The sequence below is a fragment of the Mesorhizobium sp. ISC11 genome, assembly GCF_037162595.1.
In the GTDB taxonomy this organism is placed as follows: Bacteria; Pseudomonadota; Alphaproteobacteria; order Rhizobiales; family Rhizobiaceae; genus Mesorhizobium; species Mesorhizobium ciceri.
The window spans coordinates 3,939,658-3,958,560 of record NZ_JAVSPW010000001.1 but is presented as its reverse complement, the minus strand read 5'-3'; the positions used below and the strand labels follow the sequence as shown (position 1 = coordinate 3,958,560).

Here is an 18,903-nt window from a genome sequence, read left to right as displayed (position 1 = left end):
ATCCATTCGCGGCAAACAGAACCAGTCGGTGCGCGATTCGCCTCGTATGCCGGCGCCAAGGCGTCGGACCCGACATATGCAACGGATTTCGGGTCCGACGCTGACTGCAGCAAACGCCACGCCGACCGATCGAAGCGTTGGATCCAGGATGGAGGTTGCCTGATGCTTTGTCTTTTCTCCAGAGATGGACCGTGGCACCGTTTGGTGTTGGCGTCACCATGTCGCTTCGCATGACGGGGCCGCTGGCAGCCATCCTCGGCTTCGGTCTGTTGGGCGTCTTCTGCCTGGCCTTCACCGAAAAGATCCTGCCAATTCCGCCCTCGCATGTGCTGCTGCTGTTCCTCGGCATGACGGCGGCGCCGGATGCTTCGACGCTGGCGATCCTGCTGATGGTGACGACGCTTGCGTCCGCCAGCGGCTGCCTTGTCTGGTATGCGGTCGGCCGCCGGGTTGGACCTGACCGTGCCGACAGGCTGGTCGAGCGTTTCGGCAAGTACGTGTTCCTGCGCCACGCGACCTACCGCAGGCTCGGCCAGGCCTATCGGCGCAATCACGTCCGGGTGTCCTTGCTGGCGCAGTTCATGCCGACTGTGCGCAATTACCTGCCGATCGCCGCCGGCGCGCTCTGCCTGCCCGCTTTGCCCTTCGCGGCCGCGACGCTGCTCGGCGCCACGTTCTGGAACGCGGGCTTTCTCACCACCGGCTATCTGCTGCGCGGCAGCGGCCGGGACTCCTTCACGGTGGGCCTGCGCATCATTGTCATCGTCGTGGCTCTGGAGACGGCATTCATGCTTGCGCTGCGCTATGGCCCCGCATGCCGGCGGCGCATCAAGTTGGCGCTCGGTTGAGCGCCAGCTCTCAGGTCATGGGATAAGCTCTGCAGTCGGCTTTCCTTCGTTCGGCCGCCGGTGTTTAGTCCGGGCATGGCTTTCACCATCCGCCAGCTGCAGTTCTTCATCGCCGTTGCCGAGCAAGGCACGGTCTCGGGCGCCGCCCAGAACCTCTCCATCTCGCAATCGTCGGTCACCGAAGCGATCAAGGAACTCGAAAGCGATCTCGGCGTCGAACTGTTCGAACGCCACCCGCGCGGCCTCAACATCACCCACAAGGGTCACCAGTTCCTGCGCCATGCGACGAAAATCCTCGCCGATGTTTCCGACGCGCGCCGCTCTTTCTCCGGCGAGCAGGCGGTGGCGGCCGGCCGGCTGCAGCTCGGCGTCACCTCGCTGGTCGCCGGCTATGTGCTGTCGGATCTGCTCGCCCGCTACCGCCGTGCCTATCCGGGCGTCGAGGTCTCTGCCATCGAGGACAATGGCGATTATCTCGAACACCTCCTGATCGGCGGCAAGCTCGACATTGCCGTCATGGTCACCTCCAATTTGCGCGACCGCACCGCGTTGCAGTCGGAAATCCTCGAAGTCTCGGCCTATCGGCTGTGGCTGCCGCTCGGTCATCCGCTCGTCGGCGCCGACATCATCAGCATTGGCGACATTGCCTCCGAAACGCTGATCATGCTGACCGTCGACGAGATCGAGGAGAATACCGGCAAGCTGCTGACGGCGATCGGCGCCAAGCCGCATGTCGCCTTCCGCACCCGTTCCGTGGAGGCCGTGCGCAGTCTGGTCGCCACCGGTGCCGGCGTGGCGCTGCTGCCCGATCTCGTCTACCGGCCCTGGTCGCTGGAAGGCGACCGCATCGAATCGCGCGATATTTCCGGCTCCTTGCCGGTGGTCCAGGTCGGCATGGTCTGGCGGCGCGGCTCCGGTCTGCCGCAGGCCGCGCGCGATTTCATCGGTCTTGCCCAGTCGCAACGGACGGTCCGCCAGCGTCCCTGAGAGGCCGGCTGCACATCTATCGGAAAAACCGATATCACCCTTCTGATAAATGAATTTGCGAAACCGGAATTTTCAAAGCACTTTCGGTTCAGGGACCAAAGCCGCCATCAGAGCGGCATCAAGCCCAACGGACGAACTGACAGTTTTCAGTCCGCGCGTGACCCCTAACGAAGACCGAAACCGGCTTTCAGGGTCAGGCGCCTAAATGGGAGATCGACAATGAATTCATTCCTGAAGTCATGCACTGCTCTGACGGTCGCGCTGACCTTTTCCGGTCAGGCCGTCGCCCAGGTCAAGGAACTTGGCAAGGGCGAAGGCCAGGTCAACATCGTTGCCTGGCCGGGCTACATCGAGCGCGGCGAAACCGACAAGGGCTATGACTGGGTGACCTCCTTCGAGAAGGAAACCGGCTGCAAGGTCAACGTCAAGACCGCCAACACCTCCGACGAGATGGTCTCGCTGATGAATGAGGGCGGCTTCGACCTCGTCACCGCTTCGGGCGATGCCTCGTTGCGCCTCGTTGCCGGCAAGCGCGTGCAGCCGATCAACACCGATCTCATCCCGAGCTGGAAGACGGTCGACGAGCGCCTCAAGGACGCGCCGTGGTTCACCGTCGGCGGCGCCCACTACGGCGTTCCCTACCAGTGGGGTCCCAACGTCCTGATGTACAACACCGACGTGTTCAAGGAGGCTCCCAAGAGCTGGAACATCGTCTTTGAGGAAATGAAGCTGCCGGACGGCAAGTCCAACAAGGGCCGCGTCCAGGCCTATGACGGGCCGATCCACATTGCGGACGCGGCCAACTATCTGATGTTCCACAAACCGGAACTCGGCATCAAGAATCCCTATGAACTGAACGAGGACCAGTACAAGGCGGCGCTCGAATTGCTGCGCGTCCAACGCACACTGGTTGGCCGCTATTGGCACGACGCCGCCATCCAGGTCGACGATTTCCAGAACGAAGGCGTCGTCGCTTCCGGCTCGTGGCCGTATCAGGTCAACACGCTGGTCGCCGCCAAGAAGCCGGTCGCTTCCACCATCCCGGAGGAGGGCGCCACCGGTTGGGCCGACACCACCATGATGGAGGCCGACGCCGCCAACCCCAACTGTGCCTATATGTGGATGGAACATTCGCTGTCGCCGAAGGTGCAGGGCGATGTCTCGGCCTGGTTCGGCTCACTGCCCGTCGTGCCCGCCGCCTGCAAGGGCAATGAGCTTTTGACCGACGAGGGTTGCAAGACCAACGGCTACGAGAACTTCGACAAGATCAAGTTCTGGAAGACGCCGGTGTCGAAATGCGCCACCCAGAACGATCAGTGCGTGCCCTACTACCGCTGGGTGTCGGACTATATCGGCGTCATCGGCGGACGATGAGCATCCTTACCCTCCCCCTTGTGGGGAGGGTCGACGCATAGCGTCGGGGCGGGGTCTGCTCGGGGTTTTTCGAGACACCCCCACCCGCGGCTTCGTCGCGACCTCCCCAAGGGGGAGGTGGGACGTCGCGCGACATCAACACATCAAACCGGCAACGGACTGACATCTCATGACCTCCGCCGTCTCCTTCCAGAAAGCCTCGCGCCATTTCGGCAGCGTGCGCGCGGTCGACGCGGTCGATCTCGACATCGCGCCGGGGGAATTCTTCGCCATGCTCGGGCCGTCCGGTTCCGGCAAGACCACTTGCCTGCGCCTCATCGCCGGCTTCGAGCAGCCGACATCGGGCTCGATCTCGATCTTCGGCGACCGCGCCGAGGGCGTTCCGCCCTATCGCCGCAACGTCAACACCGTGTTCCAGGACTATGCGCTGTTCCCGCATCTGAACGTGCTCGACAACGTTGCCTACGGGCTGATGGTCAAGGGCGTCGGCAAGGCTGAGCGGCACAAGGCGGCGGAAGAGGCGCTGTCACTGGTGCGGCTGCCCGGCTATGGCGCCCGCCGGCCCGGCCAGCTTTCCGGTGGCCAGCGCCAGCGCGTGGCACTCGCTCGCGCGCTGGTCAACCAGCCAAAGGTGCTGCTGCTCGACGAGCCGCTCGGCGCGCTCGACCTCAAATTGCGCGAGAACATGCAGGAGGAGTTGAAGTCGCTGCAGAAGGCGCTCGGCATCACCTTCGTCTTCGTCACTCACGACCAGGGCGAAGCGCTGTCGATGGCCGACCGCGTCGCCGTCTTCAACGATGGCAAGATCATGCAGATCGGCACTCCGGAAGATATCTACCAGCGGCCGAGGACCCGCTTCGTCGCCGATTTCGTCGGCTCCTCCAACGTGCTGCCGCCGGATTTCGTGCAGCGCTATTCCGGCCAGCATCGCTGGGGGAGTCTCCGCCCCGAATCCATTCGCGTCGGCCGCGCGGCCAAGGGGGTCACAAGTGGTGAAGGCGTGTCGGCCCGCCTCGTCTCGACCAATTATCTCGGCGCCACGACAAAGCTGGCGCTCGACGCCGACGGGCTGCGGCTGCACGCCATCGTGCCGGCCGGCATCGCCTTGCCGGCAGAAGGCGAGGCGGTTGTGCTGACCTTCAACCGCGAGCACCTGCATCTGATGGACGAGCCGGCATGAGCCTCGACGCCGCCATGGTGCGTGCAACCGCTCCCGCCATCCTGCCGGGTAGCGGCGGTCTGCGCGGCGCTCTGTCGGACCTTTTCTGGCGCAAGCCGAAGGTCCTGTTGCTGCTCATGCTGCTGCCTCCGGTTTTGTGGCTGGGCATCGTCTATATCGGCTCGCTGTTTGCGCTGCTGGCGCAGAGCTTTTTCTCCATTGACGAGTTTTCCGGCCTCATCAACCGCGAGTTCACGCTCAAGACCTATGGCGATCTGTTCCAGGCTGCCAATCTCGACATCATCCTGCGCACGGTGACGATGGCGGCTCTGGTCACGCTGGCCTCGGCCGTCATCGCCTTCCCCATCGCCTACTACGCGGCGCGCTATGCGCGCGGCCGCTGGAAGGCCTTGTTCTATCTCGGCATCATGCTGCCACTGTGGTCCAGCTATCTGGTCAAGATCTACGCCTGGAAGCTGATCCTGGCCAAGGAAGGCATCCTCACCTGGCTGCTCGCCAAGCTGCATTTGTTGTGGGTTCTCGACGCTTGGCTGTCGCTGCCGATCGTCGGCGGCAATTCCCTGTCGGTATCGTTCACCGGCACCTTCATCGTCTTCGTCTATGTCTGGCTGCCGTTCATGATCCTCCCCGTTCAGGCGGCGCTCGAGCGCGTGCCCGGCAATCTGGTCGAGGCCTCGTCCGACCTCGGCGCTTCACCGGGACAGACCTTCCGCAACGTGCTGTTTCCGCTGGCGCTGCCGGGCATCGTCGCCGGTTCGATCTTCACCTTCTCGCTGACGCTCGGCGATTACATCATCCCGCAGATCATCGGCACCTCGCGTCTGTTCATCGGCCAGGCGGTCTATTCGCAGCAAGGCACCGCCGGCAACATCCCGCTCGCCGCCGCCTTCACCGTGGTGCCGATCGTCATCATGGGCTTCTATCTCTGGGGCGCCAAGCGCATGGGGGCCTTCGATGCGCTCTGATGGTTCCCAGTCGGCTCCGCTCGGCCTGAAGATTGCCGCCGCCTGCGGGCTGCTGTTCCTGCACCTGCCGATCCTGCTGATCTTCGTCTATGCCTTCACCACCGAAGAGAAGAGTTTCGTCTGGCCGCCGCCAGGGCTGACGACGCAGTGGTTCGCCGTGACCTGGAACCGGCCAGATGTCTGGCAGGCGCTGTCGCTGTCGGTCAGGGTGGCCGCGATTTCGACGGCGATCGCGCTCATCCTCGGCACGCTCTGTTCGGCGGCGGTGTCGCGGACAAGATTCTTCGGCCGCGAAACCATCTCGCTGCTGGTCATCCTGCCGATCGCGCTGCCCGGCATCATCACCGGCATTGCGCTGCGCTCGGCCTTTTCGCTGGCCGACATCCCGTTCTCGTTCTGGACGATCGTGCTTGGCCACGCCACCTTCTGCGTGGTCGTCGTCTACAACAACGCCGTCGCCCGTTTCCGCCGCACTTCCGGTTCGATGATCGAGGCCTCGATGGATCTCGGCGCCGACGGTTTTCAGACCTTCCGCCATGTCGTGCTGCCCAACATCGCCACGGCGCTGCTTGCCGGCGGCATGCTGGCCTTCGCGCTGTCCTTCGACGAGGTCATCGTCACCACCTTCACCGCCGGCCAGCAGCAGACGCTGCCGATCTGGATGCTGGAAGAACTGATCCGTCCGCGCCAGCGCCCGGTCACCAATGTCGTTGCCATGGTCGTCATGCTGGTGACGTTGCTGCCGATCCTTGCCGCTTATTACCTCAGCCGTGACGGCGACCAGATCGCTGGAAGCGGGAAATGAAAAACAGCGAATAGGGAGTAGCGAATAGGGATCATCGACGGTCAAACCCTACTCGCTTTCAGCTACTCGCTACTCGCTTCTGTAAAGGGAGAAACCTTATGGACACCCAGATGCTGATCGGCTCGAAATTCGAGAAGGGCACCGAGACCGAGGAGCCGATCCTCAATCCAAAGACCGGGGCGACCATCCTCAACCTGCCCGAGGCCAGCCAGGCGCAGATCGAGGCGGCGGTCACTGCTGCCGAACAGGCGTTCGTCTTGTGGTCGCGCACCACGCCGGCGCAGCGCTCCGGCTATTTGCTGAAGATCGCCGACCGCATCGAAGCCGACGCGAAGGAGTTCGCCACGCTCGAGGCGCTCAACTGCGGCAAGCCGATCAACGCCGTGCTCAATGACGAAATCCCGGCGATCGTCGATTGCTACCGCTTCTTCGCCGGCGCCGTCCGTTCGATGCCGGGCGTCGTCGCTGGCGAATACATTCCCGGCCACACCTCGATGGTCCGTCGCGATGCCATTGGCATCGTCGCTTCCATCGCGCCGTGGAACTATCCGCTGATGATGATGGCCTGGAAGCTGGCGCCGGCGATCGCCGGCGGCAACACCGTCGTCTTCAAACCGTCCGAGCAGACACCGCTGACGGCGTTGAAGCTGGCAAAAATCCTTGCGGACATCCTGCCCGAAGGCGTCGTCAATGTCGTGCTCGGCCGCGGCGACAGCGTCGGCAACACGCTGATCAATCATCCCAAGGTCAACATGATCTCGATCACCGGCGATGTCGCCACCGGCAAGAAGGTGCTGCAGGCGGCCGCCAAGTCGGTCAAGCGCACGCATCTCGAGCTCGGCGGCAAGGCGCCGGTCATCGTCTTCGACGACGCCGACCTCGGCGCCGTGGTCAACGGCCTGCGTGCCTTCGGCTATTACAATGCCGGCCAGGACTGCACCGCCGCCTGCCGCATCTACGCCGGCAAGAAGATCTACGACAAGCTCGTCGCCGATCTCTCCTCGGCCGTCTCGACCATCAAGTACGACCGCCCCGACGATACCGAAAACGAAATCGGCCCGCTGATCTCGCGCCGCCAGCGCGACCGCGTCTCGAGCTTCGTCGAGCGCGCCTCGGAACTGAAACACATCGAGATCACCACCGGCGGCAAGCCGGGCGAGGGCTCCGGCTTCTACTACCAGCCGACCGTCGTCGCCGGCGCGCTGCAGGAAGATGAGATCGTGCGCCGCGAAGTGTTCGGCCCGGTCGTCTCGGTTACTCGTTTTTCGGAAGTCGACGAGGCGGTGAACTGGGCCAATGACAGCGACTACGGCCTGGCGTCATCCGTATGGACCAAGGATGTCTCGCGCGCCATGGCGACGGCCGCCCGCCTGCAATATGGCTGCACCTGGATCAACACCCACTTCATGCTGACCAACGAGATGCCGCATGGCGGGTTGAAGCAGTCCGGCTACGGCAAGGACATGTCGCTCTACGCACTGGAGGATTACACCGCCGTGCGGCATGTGATGGTTGCGCATGGCTAGTTTTGCCTTGTCCCCTTGTGGGAGAAGGTGGATCGGCGCGTAGCGCCGAGACGGATGAGGGGTGTTCCAGCTTGACGCCAGCTTACCCCTCACCCGGGTTGCCAACCGATTTGTGAAGGACAAATCGGGGCAATCCGACCTCTCCCACAAGAGGAGAGGTAAGACCGCAGACCACTACTCCACGATGCGATAGATATTCCACAGGCTGGTGCCAGACACGACATAGGGCTCGATCTCCTTGCCCCATTTCGCGTGCGCGTCGATCTTGCCGATCTTGGCGAAGAACGCCTCCAACTGGGCCAGGCTTTCGACCTGGTGATGGGACTCGACCGTCGCCTCCCGCGCGCCGATCGAACCGGTCATGATCTGGAATTCCAGCTCGTCGAGGCCGACCTGTGACCCGATCTCGCGTTCCCATTTCTTCAACAGGTCGAGCACGGTCTGCTTGTGTCCGAACTTGGCGTCGATCTGCCATCTGGCGCTGAACATCGTCTTCTCCTCCAGGTTTGCGGCCCAGGCCGCGGTTGATCCACGGTTGTTGATCTACTCGTCCCAGGCCTGCACGACGGTCTGTCTTGCGATCCGACCGTTCTTCAGCTCCAGCATCGCTGCGCAGAACACCTTGGTCCCGTCCGGATAGGCGCAGGCTTGGGTGAAGGCGAGGCTGTCGCCGTCGGCGATGGTGGTGTCGACCTTGTGGGTCATCGCCCGGCTGCAGATGTCGTCCCAGAATGTGGTGATCGCGGCGCGCCCGCGGATTTCACGCGGCTTGCTCGGCGGGTTGTTGCGGTCGATCACCCGCACCAGCGCGTCTTCGGCATAGAAGCTCGACAGCATCTTGCCGTCACGGGTTTCGATCGCCTTCTTGATCGCGGCGCCGTCCACTGTTTGGGTCTTGGTCAGCATTTCATCCTCCATTGGCCCGTCTTCCGACCGGGCGGTTGATGGTCGATGTGCCGTCCGGCGCTCATCGCCGGGCAGTGGTTCTTACTGCGACTTCGCCTTGACGGCCGCGAATACGTCGTCGGTCTGCTTCTTGAAGGTCGTCAGATCGACCTGGCTGCCGTTGAGCATCGTCGACCAATGGCGCACGATGGCGGACATCGCCACCGCCTCCTTGATCTCCTCGTCGCTGGCGCCGTTGAGCTTGGCCGCCTCGGTGTGGAAATAGATGCAGTACTGGCATGGGATCTGCGCCGCGACGGCGAGGCCCAAAAGTTCCTTGGTCTTGCCGTCAAGCGCCGTCTTCGGGTTGAGCTGCACGCCCTTAATCTCGGCCCAGGCGCCGGCGACGGCCACATCCGGCAGGGTCTTGAACATGTCCGGCACCGAGCCGAGCGTTGCCTCGATGTCCTTGTAGGCGGCCGCCGCGGACGCGTCCTCGGCCTTTGCGGGAGAGATGGCGAACAACGCGCCAACGCTTGCAGCGATCACAAGCAATTTGAGTGTCCGGTTCGACTTCAGCATTTCCTCCTCCGTTCGCAGCGCCTTTTCCAGCGACATCCGCCTAGCCTGCGTGGAGAGAATTGATAGCGCTTACCCGCCCATGGCCGCTTCGCCCGAAAGCGCCATGGCTCTCATGGCCCGTGCGGGCCAGGGTGCCTGGCCGAAAACGCCGCCGCCGCCGCCCGCGACGGCAGATCCAGCTTGAGCAGTATGTTGGCGACATGGCGCTTGACCGTGTGTTCGCTCAGCCGCAATTCGGCGGCGATCGCGGCATTGCTCTTGCCGTCGGCGACGAGGCTCACCACCTCGCTTTCGCGCGCCGTCAATGCGGCCGGCTCGGCGGTCTTGGGTTTGGGCCGGCAGGCGGGTTCCAGATGCTGTTCGGACGTCGCATGGACCAGCGCCAGCGGCTGCTCCAGCTCGTCGACACTGATGCGCCCGGCGTCGGTGAAATGCAGGCCCGACCCAGCCGCCAGATCGGCGATCAGACGCGACGCGATAATGTCGCCGCGGCCGGCATGGGCGGCCAGTTGCATTGCCACCCGCGCCGTCGTCCCAACGGGTGGACCGCGCACTTCGATCTCGCCGACATGCGCCCCTTGTGCGCTTGCCACGCCGATTTCCTGCGCCGCCTCGCGCAGCGCTGCCGCGCAGCGTATGGCGCGTGCCGGGCCGTCGAAGCGCGAAATCATCAACTCGCCATGCAGGCCCACAGAGCGCCCGCCATGGCGCCCGACCAGCAGCCGCCAGGTTTCCTGGAAGCGTTGGCTGCGTTCGCTCCACATCCGGTCGCCGAGCCGTGCCGTGTCGTAGATGCGTGTCACCAGCAGTGCGGCCAGCACGCGGTCTACTTCGCCCACGGCGCGTTCGCCGGTCAGGAATTCCTCGATCAGGTCGGCCACCCCATCGACATCGCCGGTCCAGATCGGATGGTCGCGTCCGGGAATCTCGACCAGTCGGGCGCCGGGGATCTTCTGTGCAAGGAAGCGGCTGGCGTCGGGGTCGACCCGCGCATCGTTGCGGCGATGGATTACAAGCGTCGGCGCGCTGATCACGCTCAGGATATGGCGGATGTCGACGTCGGCGTTCATGCGCGCCAGCGCCGCCGCCGCCGTCGGGCTCGCCGACAATCGTTCGAAACGTGCCCACCACTGGGCGAAATGCGCGTCGTCGACCCGGCTCGGCGCGAAATGGGGCAGCGTGGCGCCAGTGCCCCAGGCTGTCTCCGCCATCTCGATGAAAGCGTCGAGGCGTTCGGGCGACATCACCCATTTGTGGAAATGCGCATAGCCGCCATAGAGCGCCAGCGCCCGTGTCCGCTCCGGATAGGTGGCGGCGAACAGCATTGCCATCGGCGCGCCTTCGGAGGAGCCGAGCAGCGCCGCACGGCCGCTGCCAGCGGCGTCCATTACCGCGCGCACATCGTCTATCCGCGTCTCGAGACTGGGCAGGTTATGCGCGTCGACACGGTCGGACAGGCCGGTGCCGCGCTTGTCGAACAGGATCAGCCGAGAGAACGCCGAAAGCCGCTTCAAGAGCCTGGTGTAGCCCTCGTCTTCCCAGTGCAGGTCGAGGTTGGAAATGAAGCCCGGCACGAAGACGAGATCGAACGATCCCTGCCCGACCACCTGATAGGCGATCCGCACATCGCCGCTACAGGCGTATCGCGTCTCGATCGGCCTCACGAGATTTCCACCCCGGCCTGACGATTTCTGGTCGTCAAACCATAGCAGAACAGCGCAGATTGCGGCAGCTTAAACTTTAGCGATTGTGAATGTAAGTTGGCGCGGCTTGGCGGCTATTCCTGCGAGGCGGCGACGTCGGCAGGGGAGGGCTTGAGCCCGAGTTTGAGGTCGGCCGCAGCCGGCGTGATCGGTCGCTTGATCCTGGCGGAGGCGGCCACCACCAACTCGTTGAAGTTCCCGGTGCCGTCGTCCAGCATTTCGAAGAACTGCCGCCGCATCCTCGGCTCCCAGAACTTGTTGATGTGCTCGGCGACGCCGGCAATGCCTTCCTCGCGCGGCTTGGAATGGAAGAAGTCGGCGATCTGGTTTGCCATGCGCACCAGCTTCTCGGCAGTGCTCATAATGTGTTCTTCGTCATGCGACATGCTTGGCAACTCCGCAAATCACCCGGTCGGGGTGGGTGAAAATATCAAAATCGTCGCCGCGAACCAGCGCCACCAGCGTCATGCCGGACTCTTGCGCCGTGCGGATGGCAAGGGCGGTCGGCGCCGAGACGGCGATGATGAAGGCCGAACCGATAGAAGCCGTCTTCTGCACCATTTCGACCGAAACCCTGGATGTCACCACGACAGCACCGGATGCGCCCTCGATGCCGGCTTTGGCCAGCGCACCCGCCAGCTTGTCGAGCGCATTGTGACGGCCGACATCTTCGCGCGCCATGACGATGCCCTTGCCGGGCACATAGAAGCCGGCGGCGTGCACGGCTCCGGTCTCGGTGTGCAGCGGCTGCACTTTCGACAAAAGCTTGACCGAACGGACAATATCGTTGGCATCAAGCGTAAGCTTTGACACACCAACCGCATCGACCGAACGCATCGCTTCCTCGATCGATTCGATGCCGCAGAGCCCGCAGCCGACCGGACCCGCGAGCCTTCGCCGCCGCGCTTCGAAGCGCGTGTTGGCTCGGTCCTTCAGCCGGATCTGGATGTCGATGCCGGCGCCATGGTCCTCGACCTCGATGGTTTCGATCTCCTCCGGCGCAGCTACAATGCCCTCGGTCAGCGAGAAGCCAAGCGCGAAATCCTCGAAATCGGCCGGGCTTGCCATCATCACCGCATGCGTGGTGCCGGCAAAGGAGAACGCCACCGGCGTCTCTTCCGGCACCATGCGGTTCGCCGTAGCAGTGCCGCTGGCGCGGTGCGCCAGCCGCGATACCTGCGTCGTGGCTTTGCGCCGCGCGCTCAAGACTACTCCGCCGCCTGCAAAGACGCGATGCGCCGGCTCTGCTTGGCTTGCTCGTCATAGTCGCGCTGCCATTCCGACGGCCCATTGGAGGCGCCGATCTGCACCGCCGTCACCTTGTATTCCGGGCAGTTGGTCGCCCAGTCGGAGAAGTCGGTGGTGATCACGTTGGCCTGCGTGTCCGGATGGTGGAACGTCGTGTAGACCACGCCGGGCGACACCCGGTCGGTGATCAGCGCGCGCAGCGTCGTCTCGCCCGAGCGGCTGGTCAGCCGGACCCAGTCGCCGTCGCGCAAGCCGCGGTTCTCGGCGTCGTGCGGATGAATCTCCAGCCGGTCCTCCGAGTGCCACATGCTGTTGTCGGTGCGCCTGGTCTGCGCGCCGACATTGTACTGCGACAGGATGCGGCCGGTGGTGAGCAGCAGCGGGAAGCGCGGCCCCGTCCTTTCGTCCGTCGCCACATATTCGGTACGGATGAACTTGCCCTTGCCGCGCACGAACCCGTCGATATGCATGATCGGGGTGCCGAGCGGCGCCTTCTCGTTGCAGGGCCATTGCACGGACCCGACACGGTCGAGCAGCTCGAAGGAGACACCGGCGAAGCTCGGCGTGGTCATCGCGATCTCGTCCATGATCTCGGAGGGATGCTGATAGTTCCAGTCCAGCCCGATCGCGCGGGCAAGCTCCTGCGTCGCCTCCCAATCGGCGTAGCGCGCCTTCGGCTCAAGAACCTTGCGCACCATGTTGATGCGGCGCTCTGCGTTGGTGAAGGTGCCGTCCTTCTCCAGGAAGGTCGAGCCCGGCAGGAAGACATGGGCGTAGTTCGCCGTCTCGTTGAGGAAGAGGTCGTGCACGACGACGCATTCCATCGCGGCAAGGCCGGCTGCGACATGCTTGGTGTCGGGATCGGACTGCAGAATGTCTTCGCCCTGGATGTAGATGCCCTTGAAGCTGCCGTCGACGGCGGCGTCCAGCATGTTGGGGATGCGCAGGCCGGGTTCGTCGTCCAGCTTCACGCCCCACAAGGTCTCATAGATATCGCGCACGGCTTCGCCGGAGATGTGGCGATAGCCCGGCAGTTCGTGCGGGAAGGAACCCATATCGCAGGAGCCCTGCACGTTGTTCTGGCCGCGCAGCGGGTTCACGCCGACGCCGGGCCGGCCGATGTTGCCGGTGGCCATGGCGAGATTGGCGATTGCCATCACAGTGGTCGAACCCTGGCTGTGTTCCGTCACGCCCAGGCCGTAATAGATCGCGCCGTTGCCGCCGGTGGCGTAGAGGCGGGCCGCCCCGCGGATCAGCTCGGGATCGACGCCGGACAATTTGCCGACGGTTTCGGGGCTGTTTTCCGGCAAGGCGACGAACGATGCCCAATCCTGGAACTCCGTCCAGTCGCAACGTTCGCGGATGAAGGCTTCGTCGAACAAGCCCTCGGTGACGATCACATGCGCCAGCGCCGTCAGCACGGCCACATTGGTGCCGGGCTTCAGCGGCAGGTGGTAATCCGCTTCGATATGGGCCGACTTGACCATCTCGGTGCGGCGCGGATCGAGCACGATCAGCTTGGCGCCCTGGCGCAGCCGCTTCTTGAGCCGCGAGGCGAACACCGGGTGAGCGGAAGCCGGATTGGCGCCGATGATGACGGCGACGTCGGTGAAGTCGACGGAATCGAAATCCTGCGTGCCGGCAGACGTGCCATATGTCTGGCCGAGCCCGTAGCCCGTCGGCGAATGGCAGACGCGTGCGCAGGTGTCGACATTGTTGTTACGGAAACCCTGCCGCACCATCTTCTGGACGAGGTAGGTTTCCTCATTGGTGCAGCGCGACGAGGTGATGCCGCCGATCGCGGTGCGTCCGTACTGGTATTGGATGCGGCGGAATTCCTTGGCGGTATGGGCGATCGCCTCTTCCCAGCTTACTTCGCGCCACGGATCGGTGACCTTTTCGCGGATCATCGGCGACAGGATGCGGTCCTTGTGGGTGGCGTAGCCATAGGCGAAACGGCCCTTCACGCAGGAATGGCCGTGGTTCGCCTTGCCCTCCTTGTAGGGCATCATGCGAACGACTTCGTCACCCTTCACCTCGGCCTTGAACGAGCAGCCGACGCCGCAATAGGCGCAGGTGGTGACGGCCGAGCGCTCCGGCAGGCCCTTGGCAAGCACCGTCTTCTCACGCAGCGCATCGGTCGGGCAGGCCTGGACGCAGGCGCCGCAGGACACGCATTCCGAATCGATGAACGCCTCGTGCATTCCCGCCGAAACCCGGGATTCGAAGCCGCGTCCCTCGATGGTCAGCGCAAACGTGCCCTGCACTTCTTCGCACGCCCGCACGCATCGCGAGCAGACGATGCATTGCGAGGCATCATAGGTGAAATAGGGGTTGGATTCGTCGCGGGCGATGTAATCGACTGCCAGCGAGCCATGGCCGGGCGCCACGCCACCTTCCGGCTTGACGTGGTTGCGGCCCTCGATGCCGTAGCGGTTCTCGGTCAGGCCGATCGACTTCGCCACCGCATCGAACTCGCTGGCGCCGGTTCCGGCCTGTTCGTTCCAGCCGGTCGGATGGTCGGAGACGTAGAGCTCCATGACGCCACGGCGAATGGCATCGAGCCGCTCCGTCTGCGTACGCACGATCATGCCTTCGCCGACAGGCGTCGTGCAGGATGCCGGCGTGCCGCCGCGTCCTTCGATCTCCACAAGGCAGACACGGCACGAACCGAAGGAGTCCAGCATGTCGGTGGCGCAAAGCTTCGGGATCTCGACCCCGCCCTCCATCGCGGCACGCATGATCGAGGTGCCTTCCGGCACGGTGATGCTGCGCCCGTCGACGTTCAGCGTGACCTGCTTCTGCGCCTTCGATTGCGGGGTTCCGTAGTCGATCTCTTCGACGAGGGAGGGGAAGTCGGCCTTGATGTTCATCTGCCAGCTCCTATTCGGCAGCCACGCGCACGGGCGCGGGCTTGAAGTCGTCGGGGAAATGGGTGATCGAGCTCATGACAGGGTAGGGCGTGAAGCCGCCCAGCGCGCAGAGCGAGCCGAATTTCATCGTGTTGCAGAGGTCGGTGACCAGAGCGAGGTTCTTCTCCGGCTCGATGCCCGCGGCGAGTTTGTCGATGGTCTCGACACCGCGCGTCGAGCCGATGCGGCAGGGCGTGCACTTGCCGCAGCTTTCGATGGCGCAGAACTCCATGGCGAAGCGCGCCTGTTTCAGCATGTCGGCTGTGTCGTCGAACACCACGATACCGGCATGGCCGATCAGCCCGTCCTTGGCCGCGAAGGCTTCATAGTCGAATGGCGTGTCGAACAGCGCGCGCGGGAAATAGGCGCCGAGCGGTCCGCCGACCTGCACTGCCTTGACCGGCCGGCCGGTGGCCGTGCCGCCGCCGATCTCGTCGACGATCTCGCCAAGCGTCATGCCGAAAGCGGCTTCGAACAGCCCTGCAAATTTGACATTGCCGGCGATCTGGACCGGGATCGTGCCGCGCGAGCGGCCCATGCCGAAATCCTTGTAGAAGGCCGCACCCTTGTCCATGATGACAGGCACAGAGGCTAGGCTGATGACGTTGTTGATCACGGTCGGCTTGCCGAACAGCCCCTTATGCGCCGGCAGAGGCGGCTTTGCGCGTACCATGCCGCGCTTGCCCTCGAGCGAATCGAGCAGCGCCGTCTCCTCGCCGCAGACATAGGCGCCGGCGCCGACCCGGATCTCCATGTCGAACGCGTAAGGGGAACCCAGCACGCTGGCGCCAAGAACGCCGGCCTTGCGGGCGATCTCGACGGCCTTATTCATCGCCGCCACCGCATGCGGATATTCCGAGCGGACATAGACGAAGCCCTTGGTCGCGCCCGTGGCTATACCGGCGATCGTCATGCCTTCGATCAGCACGAAGGGATCGCCCTCCATGATCATGCGGTCGGCGAAAGTGCCGGAGTCGCCTTCATCGGCGTTGCAGACGATGTATTTGCGGTCGCCTGCTGTATCGAGCACCGTTTTCCACTTAATGCCGGTCGGGAAGCCGGCGCCGCCGCGCCCGCGCAGGCCGGATTCGGTCACCTCTGCGACGATGGCGGCAGGCGTCAGCGCCAGCGCGTTCATCAGTCCATTCAACCCGCCATGTTTTTTGTAGGATTCGAGCGACAGCGGATCCGTGACGCCGCAGCGCGCGAAAGTCAGCCGCGTCTGCTTGGCCAGGAAGGGGATCTTGTCCGGCGCGCCCAGCCAGCGTTTATGATGGCCGCCGGTAAGGAAGCCGCTGTCGAACAGGCTTTTGACGTCGGACGGTTTGACCGGCCCGTAGGCGATGCGGCCGTTGGCTGTAGCGACTTCGACCATCGGTTCGAGGAAATAGGCGCCGCGCGAACCATTGCGCACGATCTTGGCTTCGATGCCGCGCTCGGCGAGTTCGCCGGCGATCGCCTTGGCGACCTTTTCGGCGCCAAGCGCCAGCGCACCGGAATCGCCGGGAATGTAGATACGCGGGATCATGAGCGCACCTCTGCAACGATCTCGTCGAGCTTCTCGTCATCGAGCCGTCCGATCACCTCGCCATCGAGCATGGCGGCGGGCGAACAGGCGCACAGGCCAAGACAGTAGACCGGCTCCAGCGTCACCGAACCGTCGCGGGTCGTTTCATGAAAGCCGATGCCCAGCAGTTGCTTCAGCTTGGCGGCGATGGCATCCGACCCCATGGACTGGCAGGATTCCGCCTGGCAGAGCTTCAACACATGCCGGCCTGCCGGATGGCTTCGGTAATCGTGATAGAAGCTGACGACGCCGTGCACCTCGGCCCTGGAAATGTTCAGCGCCTCGGCGATGACCGGCAGCGCATCCTTGGGCACATGGCCGAACTCTTCCTGGATGCCGTGGAGGATCGGCAGCAAAGGGCCTTCGAGCCCCTTCATCTCCTGGATGATCGCGGCCGTGCGCGACGTAATCTCGGTACTTGCAGGCTGCATTGTCATGCAGCGCCCTCCCTATCGTAGCGACCCACGCATATCGGCCAAAAGCATCAAGCTGTTTTGGAACAACGACATGCGCGTGCCGCTTTATCGCTAAGTGCTTAAGAAACCAGAGAAAACCTCTGAAATCAATAAAGCGGTTTCGTTGTACGATAGAAATCTTCTATCGTTCCGTTTGACTAACCCTGTCTAGCGGAACGGTTGGCATGGAAATCGTCCGCCAGCGCCATTGCCTCGTCCAGCAGCGCCGAGACCAAAGGTGTGTGCGGTTCGCGCGGTGTCGCCACCAGGCCGACCGTGTGGCTGGCGTCTGGTTCGATGATTGGAATGGCCCGGATAGGTTCGGAAAAGCCGAATGTTTCCGCAAGGTTGAGCGGCATGATCGACGACCATTTGCCGGTGCGGATGTGCGAAAACAGCACGATCATCGAATTGGATTCCAGCGTCGGTCGCACCTGCACGCCGGCTTCGGCCAGATGCTGGTCGATGATGCGGCGGTTCTGCATGTCCGGCGTCAACAGGCACAGCGGCAGGCTTGAGAGCTCCGCCCATGTCACTTTGTCGCGGTCGGAATAGGGATTTCCCATCGCGGTGATCAGTTGGTAGCGCTCGTCATAGAGCGGCACGCTGGTCACCCGCCCCAGCGGCTCGTTGTCGAGATAGGTGATGCCGGCATCGATGTCGAAATTGCCGAGCAGCGACAGCACCTCGATCGAAGTCCGCGACAGCACCGAAAAGGTGACGCCGGGATGCTTTTCGCGAAATGGCGTCGTCAGCCGCGGCAGCATGGCGAGCGCCGTCGGGATGGCGGCGATGCGGATACGGCCCGAAAGTCCGTGGCGCGCCGCCCGCATTTCCTCGCGCATGGTCCTGGTGTCGCCGACGATGCGGCGTGCCCACACCAGCACCTGTTTTCCCTCCGGCGTCAGCCCCTGGAAGCGTGAGCCGCGCAGAACCAGCATGACGCCAAGCTGGCCTTCCAACTGCTTGATGCCGGCCGACAGCGTCGGCTGCGTGACGCCGCACACCTCCGCCGCCCGGCCGAAATGCTCCTCCCTGGCGAGCGCGATGAAGAATTCCAGCTTGTCGATCATGTGATCTTTCCGGTCGTTCGCTGCAAGGTCGGGGAAATTGTGCTCTACCGCAAGCGCCACGCACAATTGCCCTGCATCCACACCTTTAAGCCGGCTACCTGTTTCCCGCGGCTGAATGCGGCGCTATGTGGATGAAACTGGGAGATCGACCATGCTGGGCTGGTTCCGCAAGCTTTTGCCGCGCGAAGATCGCTTCTTCGACCTGTTCGAACGACATTCCCGCACCGTAGTCGGCGGCGCCGAGGCGCTGGAGCAGCTTCTCCAGGGCAGGGATATCGATCTCTGGTGCCAGAAAATCATCGATCTTGAAGATGAGGCCGACCACATCACCGCGGAAGTCCTGCTGGCGGTACGGCGCTCCTTCATCACGCCTTTCGATCGCGGCGACATCAAGGACTTGATCCAGTCGATGGATGACGCCATCGATATGATGCACAAGACGGTCAAGACGGTGAAGCTGTTCGAGCGCAAGGAGTTCGATCCGCTGATGCAGGAAATGGGTGGTGTCATCGTCGCCGCCGCCAAGCTGGTGGCCGAGGCGATCCCGCTGCTCAACAAGGTCGCAACGCATACTGTGCGCCTCAACGCCATCGCCGAAGAGGTGATGCGCGTCGAAAGCCGGGCCGACGACCTGCACGAGCAAGGGCTGAAGGATCTCTTCAGGAAGCACGGCAGCAGCGATCCGATGGCCTATATGATCGGCAGCGAGATTTATGGCCAACTGGAAAAGGTGGTCGACCGCTTCGAGGACGTCGCCAACGAGATCAGCGGCATCGTCATTGAGAATGTCTAG

17 protein-coding genes and 2 pseudogenes are annotated in these 18,903 nt (G+C 63.6%); 8 read left to right on the top strand and 11 right to left on the bottom strand.

Features of this window, described 5'->3' with window-relative positions; all coding sequences use genetic code 11:
• Positions 1 to 191 precede the first annotated feature (191 nt).
• From RPF88_RS19305 to RPF88_RS19275, 7 genes are all read left to right on the top strand, one after another.
• On the top strand, positions 192 to 848 hold the full coding sequence (locus RPF88_RS19305) for a DedA family protein (protein ID WP_337122950.1): 657 nt from the start codon (positions 192 to 194) through the stop codon (positions 846 to 848).
• 75 nt (positions 849 to 923) lie between these two features.
• Entirely contained in the window at positions 924 to 1,835 is a 912-nt protein-coding gene (locus RPF88_RS19300; RefSeq protein WP_013528025.1) for a LysR substrate-binding domain-containing protein, read from the top strand.
• Between the two features lie 219 nt (positions 1,836 to 2,054).
• Entirely contained in the window at positions 2,055 to 3,209 is a 1,155-nt protein-coding gene (locus RPF88_RS19295) for an ABC transporter substrate-binding protein (RefSeq protein ID WP_337122949.1), read from the top strand.
• 169 nt (positions 3,210 to 3,378) lie between these two features.
• Positions 3,379 to 4,389: an ABC transporter ATP-binding protein gene (locus RPF88_RS19290; RefSeq protein WP_013528023.1), complete on the top strand. Its 1,011-nt coding sequence runs from the start codon at positions 3,379 to 3,381 to the stop codon at positions 4,387 to 4,389.
• Between the two features lie 14 nt (positions 4,390 to 4,403).
• Positions 4,404 to 5,354: an ABC transporter permease gene (locus tag RPF88_RS19285; protein ID WP_196815398.1), complete on the top strand. Its 951-nt coding sequence runs from the start codon at positions 4,404 to 4,406 to the stop codon at positions 5,352 to 5,354.
• Positions 5,344 to 6,159 carry an ABC transporter permease gene (locus tag RPF88_RS19280; protein ID WP_013528021.1) on the top strand — a complete coding sequence of 272 codons (816 nt, stop codon included), beginning with the start codon at positions 5,344 to 5,346 and terminating at the stop codon, positions 6,157 to 6,159. The genes RPF88_RS19285 and RPF88_RS19280 overlap by 11 nt, the downstream gene beginning before the upstream one ends.
• 98 nt (positions 6,160 to 6,257) lie before the next feature.
• Complete coding sequence (locus tag RPF88_RS19275) at positions 6,258 to 7,685, top strand: gamma-aminobutyraldehyde dehydrogenase (protein WP_013528020.1); 1,428 nt, start codon at positions 6,258 to 6,260, stop codon at positions 7,683 to 7,685.
• Positions 7,686 to 7,859: 174 nt separating this feature from the next.
• Here the strand turns inward: RPF88_RS19275 and RPF88_RS19270 are convergent, their stop codons facing one another.
• The 11 genes and pseudogenes from RPF88_RS19270 to RPF88_RS19225 form a co-directional block, all read right to left on the bottom strand.
• Positions 7,860 to 8,174 (bottom strand): hypothetical protein, encoded by a 315-nt coding sequence (locus RPF88_RS19270; RefSeq protein WP_013528019.1) that lies wholly within the window; start codon positions 8,172 to 8,174, stop codon positions 7,860 to 7,862.
• A 54-nt stretch (positions 8,175 to 8,228) separates the two neighbouring features.
• Positions 8,229 to 8,591 (bottom strand): nuclear transport factor 2 family protein, encoded by a 363-nt coding sequence (locus RPF88_RS19265; protein ID WP_024503372.1) that lies wholly within the window; start codon positions 8,589 to 8,591, stop codon positions 8,229 to 8,231.
• Between the two features lie 81 nt (positions 8,592 to 8,672).
• On the bottom strand, positions 8,673 to 9,152 hold the full coding sequence (locus RPF88_RS19260; RefSeq protein ID WP_013528017.1) for a carboxymuconolactone decarboxylase family protein: 480 nt from the start codon (positions 9,150 to 9,152) through the stop codon (positions 8,673 to 8,675).
• A gap of 110 nt (positions 9,153 to 9,262) precedes the next feature.
• Positions 9,263 to 10,816, bottom strand: a complete 1,554-nt coding sequence (locus tag RPF88_RS19255) for an alpha/beta fold hydrolase (protein WP_024503373.1) — start codon at positions 10,814 to 10,816, stop codon at positions 9,263 to 9,265.
• A gap of 113 nt (positions 10,817 to 10,929) precedes the next feature.
• Positions 10,930 to 11,241, bottom strand: a complete 312-nt coding sequence (locus RPF88_RS19250) for a formate dehydrogenase subunit delta (protein WP_013528015.1) — start codon at positions 11,239 to 11,241, stop codon at positions 10,930 to 10,932.
• Positions 11,231 to 12,061, bottom strand: a complete 831-nt coding sequence (fdhD, locus tag RPF88_RS19245) for a formate dehydrogenase accessory sulfurtransferase FdhD (RefSeq protein ID WP_024503374.1) — start codon at positions 12,059 to 12,061, stop codon at positions 11,231 to 11,233. The genes RPF88_RS19250 and fdhD overlap by 11 nt, the downstream gene beginning before the upstream one ends.
• A gap of 2 nt (positions 12,062 to 12,063) precedes the next feature.
• Positions 12,064 to 14,553, bottom strand: a pseudogene (gene fdhF / locus RPF88_RS19240) (formate dehydrogenase subunit alpha); the annotation flags it as partial.
• 59 nt (positions 14,554 to 14,612) lie between these two features.
• A pseudogene (locus RPF88_RS33415) lies at positions 14,613 to 14,976 on the bottom strand (2Fe-2S iron-sulfur cluster-binding protein); the annotation flags it as partial.
• Between the two features lie 10 nt (positions 14,977 to 14,986).
• The gene (locus RPF88_RS19235; RefSeq protein WP_337122946.1) at positions 14,987 to 16,543 is read right to left on the bottom strand and encodes a formate dehydrogenase beta subunit; all 1,557 of its coding nucleotides are present in this window, start codon (positions 16,541 to 16,543) and stop codon (positions 14,987 to 14,989) included.
• Positions 16,540 to 17,019, bottom strand: coding sequence for a formate dehydrogenase subunit gamma (locus RPF88_RS19230; protein ID WP_023811689.1), 480 nt, complete (start codon positions 17,017 to 17,019; stop codon positions 16,540 to 16,542). Before RPF88_RS19230 ends, RPF88_RS19235 begins: the two co-directional genes overlap by 4 nt.
• Positions 17,020 to 17,195: 176 nt before the next feature.
• Complete coding sequence (locus RPF88_RS19225; protein WP_013528010.1) at positions 17,196 to 18,110, bottom strand: LysR family transcriptional regulator; 915 nt, start codon at positions 18,108 to 18,110, stop codon at positions 17,196 to 17,198.
• A gap of 151 nt (positions 18,111 to 18,261) precedes the next feature.
• Between RPF88_RS19225 and RPF88_RS19220 the strand changes: the two genes are divergently transcribed.
• Positions 18,262 to 18,903: a DUF47 domain-containing protein gene (locus RPF88_RS19220; RefSeq protein ID WP_013528009.1), complete on the top strand. Its 642-nt coding sequence runs from the start codon at positions 18,262 to 18,264 to the stop codon at positions 18,901 to 18,903.

Bases quoted from the DNA above. Each gene is read 5' to 3' on its own strand.
- RPF88_RS19300 (WP_013528025.1), top strand. From the start codon at position 924: ATGGCTTTCACCATCCGCCAGCTGCAGTTCTTCATCGCCGTTGCCGAG.
- RPF88_RS19295 (WP_337122949.1), top strand. From the start codon at position 2,055: ATGAATTCATTCCTGAAGTCATGCACTGCTCTGACGGTCGCGCTGACC.
- RPF88_RS19290 (WP_013528023.1), top strand. From the start codon at position 3,379: ATGACCTCCGCCGTCTCCTTCCAGAAAGCCTCGCGCCATTTCGGCAGC.
- RPF88_RS19285 (WP_196815398.1), top strand. From the start codon at position 4,404: ATGGTGCGTGCAACCGCTCCCGCCATCCTGCCGGGTAGCGGCGGTCTG.
- RPF88_RS19280 (WP_013528021.1), top strand. From the start codon at position 5,344: ATGCGCTCTGATGGTTCCCAGTCGGCTCCGCTCGGCCTGAAGATTGCC.
- RPF88_RS19275 (WP_013528020.1), top strand. From the start codon at position 6,258: ATGGACACCCAGATGCTGATCGGCTCGAAATTCGAGAAGGGCACCGAG.
- RPF88_RS19270 (WP_013528019.1), bottom strand. From the start codon at position 8,174: ATGTTCAGCGCCAGATGGCAGATCGACGCCAAGTTCGGACACAAGCAG.
- RPF88_RS19265 (WP_024503372.1), bottom strand. From the start codon at position 8,591: ATGCTGACCAAGACCCAAACAGTGGACGGCGCCGCGATCAAGAAGGCG.
- RPF88_RS19260 (WP_013528017.1), bottom strand. From the start codon at position 9,152: ATGCTGAAGTCGAACCGGACACTCAAATTGCTTGTGATCGCTGCAAGC.
- RPF88_RS19250 (WP_013528015.1), bottom strand. From the start codon at position 11,241: ATGTCGCATGACGAAGAACACATTATGAGCACTGCCGAGAAGCTGGTG.
- RPF88_RS19235 (WP_337122946.1), bottom strand. From the start codon at position 16,543: ATGATCCCGCGTATCTACATTCCCGGCGATTCCGGTGCGCTGGCGCTT.
- RPF88_RS19230 (WP_023811689.1), bottom strand. From the start codon at position 17,019: ATGACAATGCAGCCTGCAAGTACCGAGATTACGTCGCGCACGGCCGCG.
- RPF88_RS19225 (WP_013528010.1), bottom strand. From the start codon at position 18,110: ATGATCGACAAGCTGGAATTCTTCATCGCGCTCGCCAGGGAGGAGCAT.
- RPF88_RS19220 (WP_013528009.1), top strand. From the start codon at position 18,262: ATGCTGGGCTGGTTCCGCAAGCTTTTGCCGCGCGAAGATCGCTTCTTC.